Source organism: Acetivibrio straminisolvens JCM 21531, assembly GCF_000521465.1.
Taxonomy (GTDB): domain Bacteria; phylum Bacillota; class Clostridia; order Acetivibrionales; family Acetivibrionaceae; genus Hungateiclostridium; species Hungateiclostridium straminisolvens.
In genome coordinates this window covers 1-5,632 of the sequence record NZ_BAVR01000108.1, presented here as the reverse complement: position 1 = coordinate 5,632, position 5,632 = coordinate 1, and the positions used below count along the sequence as shown (strand labels likewise).

The 5,632-nt window shown below is 34.0% G+C and carries 8 protein-coding genes; 7 read left to right on the top strand and 1 reads right to left on the bottom strand.

Features of this window, described 5'->3' with window-relative positions:
* A partial coding sequence (locus JCM21531_RS19065) for a hypothetical protein (RefSeq protein WP_054847173.1) occupies positions 1–416 on the top strand: 416 nt, incomplete at its 5' end.
* A 244-nt stretch (positions 417–660) separates the two neighbouring features.
* Here JCM21531_RS19065 and JCM21531_RS16530 read toward each other — a convergent pair.
* A complete protein-coding gene (locus tag JCM21531_RS16530) occupies positions 661–2,955 on the bottom strand; it encodes a hypothetical protein (RefSeq protein ID WP_243467877.1) in 2,295 nt (764 codons plus the stop codon).
* Positions 2,956–3,318: 363 nt separating this feature from the next.
* On the opposite strand from JCM21531_RS16530, the gene JCM21531_RS16525 reads away from it, so the two are divergent.
* From JCM21531_RS16525 to JCM21531_RS16505, 6 genes are all read left to right on the top strand, one after another.
* Positions 3,319–3,792 carry a GNAT family N-acetyltransferase gene (locus tag JCM21531_RS16525; protein ID WP_038291464.1) on the top strand — a complete coding sequence of 158 codons (474 nt, stop codon included), beginning with the start codon at positions 3,319–3,321 and terminating at the stop codon, positions 3,790–3,792.
* Positions 3,793–3,825: 33 nt separating this feature from the next.
* Positions 3,826–4,023 carry a hypothetical protein gene (locus JCM21531_RS16520; protein WP_131464566.1) on the top strand — a complete coding sequence of 66 codons (198 nt, stop codon included), beginning with the start codon at positions 3,826–3,828 and terminating at the stop codon, positions 4,021–4,023.
* A gap of 172 nt (positions 4,024–4,195) precedes the next feature.
* Complete coding sequence (locus JCM21531_RS16515) at positions 4,196–4,579, top strand: hypothetical protein (protein ID WP_243467876.1); 384 nt, start codon at positions 4,196–4,198, stop codon at positions 4,577–4,579.
* A gap of 168 nt (positions 4,580–4,747) precedes the next feature.
* Entirely contained in the window at positions 4,748–4,873 is a 126-nt protein-coding gene (locus JCM21531_RS24125) for a hypothetical protein (protein ID WP_279379110.1), read from the top strand.
* Positions 4,867–5,127 carry a cupin domain-containing protein gene (locus JCM21531_RS16510; protein ID WP_094184846.1) on the top strand — a complete coding sequence of 87 codons (261 nt, stop codon included), beginning with the start codon at positions 4,867–4,869 and terminating at the stop codon, positions 5,125–5,127. The genes JCM21531_RS24125 and JCM21531_RS16510 overlap by 7 nt, the downstream gene beginning before the upstream one ends.
* Before the next feature lie 169 nt (positions 5,128–5,296).
* On the top strand, positions 5,297–5,590 hold the full coding sequence (locus tag JCM21531_RS16505; protein WP_038291461.1) for a hypothetical protein: 294 nt from the start codon (positions 5,297–5,299) through the stop codon (positions 5,588–5,590).
* Positions 5,591–5,632: the final 42 nt, after the last annotated feature.

Here is a 5,632-nt window from a genome sequence, read left to right as displayed (position 1 = left end):
CAAATAATGTAGATTTAATAATAATCCAGGAAAGTAGTATTGCATTTATGGAATATAAAAATTCTAATATTCCTAATGCAGTTAATCCACAGGCTTTTGAAAACAGCATTAAGGAAGACAAGCATTATGTTAAGATTGCAAGAAAATATTATGATAGCTTGATCTATATTAATAATAAAACAGGATGTGAAAATAAGATAAAAAAATACTACTATGTAATTGAATGCTCCAAGGCCGACTCTGTATTGAGAAAATATCTTGCAGGAAAAATAAAAAGCAGACTCCCTTTTAGCTTGCAGAAAAATTTAAGTGGTATGAAAGAGAATTTAATTGACAATTTTGAGGTTGTAAATATACATGAGTGGAACGAAAAATTTCCTGATTACAGATTTAAAGCTTGTGCAGATGGTATATAGACATGGGAAATACAACCAATCCTGACAATCGTTCCTTGATTTCTGGAATTGATACGTTAGTATGGGTTCCGGATCCTTTGACGTTAAGCAAGGAGTATAAGTCAATATGTTAACACCGGAGTATTCCGGAGTTTTCATTTATTGATGCAATGACTTCATTATATAAATCAACATCCAAATAAGTTTCTGTGCAATAAGCATGTCTTCCCTGCATTTTTCCATTCTGTCTTTCTCAATGCCATCCTTATGGGCACTCTGTTCCTATAGCTGTTCTTGATGTATTCCAACGCTCCGATAAAACCTTGCGGTTGTATTCCGCGTCATCTCCCAGTACGAATTGTTGGACAAGAGGCTCTTTGTCAAAACTGTTCCAATTTAGCTTTGTCCCTTTAAAATCCTTCAATACGCTCCAATCAACATAGAAGTTACCCTTCCATTCTTCAAATCTGGATCTGTCCTTCGGCAGAAAATAGTTTGAGTAAATAGGACCTCTACCGGAAGACTTCAGAAAACCGTCACTAAGAACCCTTATTGCCGGCCCCATCTCAAGGCACTCTTTAGGCTCAGTCTCGTTCTTGTCTTTAAAAAACCTGACTGAATTTGAATCTATATTCATTCCCGGCCCATCAAACACAATATTGCATTTTATTTTATTGTATATATCGTTAAGTATATACTCAATCACCTTGGTAAGGGGAATCATAGACGGAGAATAGTCGAGACTCTCAGCATCGCCTCTTGAAATCAGAGTTCTATAAACTATCTCGGATGTAATCATCATGCTTTTGCACTCTTCGTCCAATTTGTCCCAGCAGCCTTTGTCGTCAAGCTTAACAAAAAAATCCACTATTTGCTCACGGTCAATGTATTTGGCGGAAATACGTTTTGTCAGCGACCGGATACGGGGTTCGACTGCTGTAAAGAATTCGTCCTCCCTACCCCGGTAGTTGGCCTTTTCCCTATGCTCCTTGATGGACATCAGCATGCTTTCGATATCCGCATCCAGCTTTTCCAGCAAAATGTCCTTGATAACAATATCGACTCTCTCGAAAAACGAACGGTTTCTAACAGAAGTTGCTCCCCTGTCAACATCCCCCAAACGCAAAAAAAGATTTTTTGCCCTGTTCTCATCATCCCATGATATGACCATGGATATCTTGTCATCGTGATGTATATTTCTTATAAATTCATTATCCCTATAGTTTTTCCCATAGGTTTGAGCAATCAGGGCTATGTAAATTCCTTCAGGGTTGGAAAGGGCTCTCATTACACTGTATAACCGCCGGAACATATCGGATTTGACCTTGTCCTGAGAATGTGCATATTGATTTTTGATGTTACGTATATCCTCAATCATACCCCATTCTTCAAATACCGTTTCCTTTACAAAGCGCTTTAGATAGTCGAAACAGCCATCTTCCGGCGGTGTTTTTATTTTCAGATACAATTCTTCAATAAATTCACATGACCCAATCACGGTATCATAAATATCCTTGTAATTTCTCTGATACAAAAGTTTTTCTTTCTGCAAATCCGCATATAAAATATTCATGTATTCATAATTGTCGCAAAGGAGAATTGTCTTAAATAAGAGCATCAACACGTAGGCACATTGGTAATTGTCTTCGTTTATGTCGGAATAATTGTCAATCATAAATTCAACGGCTTCTTTGTTTTTTTCTTCGCCCAAAAGCGCAAAAGTAACCAAAGCCGCAAACATGGGAAAATAATTGGTAACATAGGCTTTATATTTACTCTTGAGAATGTTCTTGTTCTTTTTATATAGTTTTAACAGATGCATACCTATCCCGTCTGCTTTTTTCAGCTTTTCATTCGCCTTCCGGATACATTCAAATTCCCCGGTCTTCTGGAATTTCATAATCACTTCATTCCATGTGGTGTTTCCCGGAATCGAGGTGATAAATACTTCTCCTAAACCTCCCACATAAATAACCAGCTCTTCTATATAACCGCACATTATTGAACTTAGGGCATTATATGTATTTATATCTCCGGATTCGCTTAGTTTGATAAAGGCAGGCAAAACATGCTTTGTATAGATATATAGAAATACTTCCTCATTTTTTGCGTGAGTTAACCACATTAATGGATATAAAACCCCGGGAATTTTTATTAATTCAATACCTTCAATGAAATCATCGATATCCGCACATGTAATGTTGTCATAATTCAGATTCTTTCCTATTATCCGTTCACAAATAAATTTATACTTAAAATTAGCCGGTATTTGAAAATCTCCATCATCTTCAATTTCATACTTTTCCATATACAGTTTCTTGAGAAGTTTCGTTTTATCGCAAATTTCTTTGCATTTATATTTTCTCGAAAGCAGTTCCATCAGTTCATTGGAGTCTATTCCAAAATAGAATCTGCTTAAAGCAAGTTTTTCAAGTACTTCGGAATAAATGCCACATTTATATGCATCTCTTAAATAACGTGCAACTTCATTCATACATCTTGTTTTTACTTCGGGGGACGGATATTTCATATCTCTTTTTATTTCATTCGGTGCCCTCATGGACACACCTCCCTGGGATAGGTTTTGTATGAGTTGTACAATTTTAAGCTGATGAGTTGTATATATACTAATGTAACATCAAGAGGCCGGGAAGGCAAACGGAAAAATGAACCATAGCGTTTTGTACTCAGTTAATATTTTTCCCTACTTAACAAGAGCTTCCTATATACATTTAAAATAAATCTTGTCTATTATGGTAACAACTTGATATAATAAATTTATGCAATTATGTTGGAAATTGATTTTAAAGCTTTACAGTAACTGACTGTATTTTTGCATTGATATATATAAAGTTGCATTGCGGAAATATTATAGTTCTATAAAATTTAAACTTACAACATTAATACAAGGCAGGAAAATAATATGAATATTATATATCTAGAGGGAAAAGAAGAATTACTGGTATATGTTAAGCCTCTTTGGGAAAATACCCGAGATTATCACAGTAGTATTTCAACTTATTTTTCGTCAAAGCTTTCTTCACAAAATTTTGAATCGAGGAAAAGGGAGTTTAAAAATAAGTCGGAGGACGGACAACTGAAAGTAATTTGTGCAAAAGACTTAGATACTGGAGATTATATAGGCTACTGTATAGCAGTTATTGATAAAGAAAATATAGGGGAAATTGAATCAATATATGTTAATGAGGCTTATAGAAGGAAGGGAATCGCTTCAAAATTAATGAGTATCGCATTGACATGGATGAATAATAACATGGTGAAAACCAAAAGATTAGTGGTAGCCGTTGGAAATGAGGCCGTTATAGATTTTTATAAGAAGTTTGACTTCTATCCGTATCAAATTCTGATGGAGTCAAAAGAAAAAAGCAATGAATAGAATTAAGAATAAAATATAAATAACAGGGGTGCAATGATGAGAAAAATATTGATTTTAATAACGGTACTGTCATTATTTACAATCACAGCTTGTTCGAAAATAATAGACAATAACTCTGTTAATAACAGCAGCACTGATAATAGAACTGAACTTGCAGATATTTACATATTGGCATTAGATTCAATTATGCCAATTGATGAAGGTCTTAATGGAGATATGAAATATATTTGATCTCAAAAAAGAAAATGACAAATGGACTGTAAGCAGCTCACAAATGGCTTGGATAAGTTAGAATGATTCAGTATGCTGATTATATGAGTATTTATGAATTAAAATTTCCGTACTATTATTGGTACGGTACGAGGTTTCGGCTTATTCGATCCGATAACTTTTTATAATATTGTTGGAAATATTGCGTTTTTCTCTCCATTGGGTTTCTTCATCCCTGTATTATTTGAGAAGAAAAGAAAACAGTGAATTTTTAAAAGGCGGAATTACCTTAAACGGAAAATCTTATTATATCGGTGAAGTTTCAATGGAAAACACACCTCATGACTTAATGGGGATTGAGGAAGTTGAGGTGTTTGGAAAGAAGGCATTAAAGATTTACGGTTTATTAGGCACAAACTATACTCAGGCGTTTTATTGGTTTGTTGATGAAAATCCGGAAGATTCTATTATACAGATAGACGGAAAAACACATTTGAAATTGATTTGGACGATGATGATAAGAAAGAAATTGTTTCAACTTTGGGCACAATTCCCGAAGCAAAAATATATATGCTGAAAGAAGGCAAAGTATATGCTTCAGATATTAATAAAAGCATTGGCGCAAAATCGGTATTTTTAGCAGATAGACATAAAAAGCTCTTTGTAGTGTTCTTTAAACCGAATAAACCGGAAGAATATATATTCCATAAAGATTCCTTTGTAAAAAAATAAGAGGGTGAAAACTATGCAAGCAAAAGATGATGAATATAAAGTATTTATTGACTTTGGTAATGATTATAATGATTGCTTCTGTTCAATAGACATTGAAAAGCTAAAAAGATTTTATGATTGCGAAATGACCATATGTTGAATGTTGTATTGGCAGAAAATAGAACTCTTGATTTTCATATTCACGAAGAATCAGATGAAATGTTTTATGTAATAGAAGGGAAAATGCAAATTGAATTAGACGACAGTATAATTGATCTGGATACCGGAAATTTCATTATTATTCCTAAAGGAACAAGACATAGACCGGTATGCAAAACATTAGTAAAGTGCCTATTAATTGAAAAGTGCGGTACATTATGCAAAGATAATACTGGTGGTACATATAAAGAATAAATTTACGGTAACTGGATTGGAGCTTGTAAAGTACAAGTATATAATGAAAATTTAGGAGAATATAATATTTATATTGAACAGATAGATGATCGAAAAATTATAAGAAATCGCTCAATAGTCTGTTTTCATAGATTTCGCAAAAACGCAACCCCATGCAATAGCCCTTTAAATGGTTGCTTTTATAAACGGGAAGGTTGATAATATTATGCCGACATTATTAATGATTACTCCTGAAAACTCGGAAATTAAAAGATTCAGAGCATATCAGCTCAACAACTTTATGCAGCTGACCATGCCATATCTTGCAGGATTCGTCCCAAAAGAATATGACATAAGGCTGTTGGATGAACATACAGAACCAATTATTTTCGAAAAATTCGACTTGGTTGCAATTACTGTAAATACTCCAAATGCTCCCCATGTTTATGCTATCTCAAAAAAGGTTCTTTCCAATGTTAGTTGAATAACCTCATTTTTTCGAGCCGGAGAATTTTGTTTTTTAGTG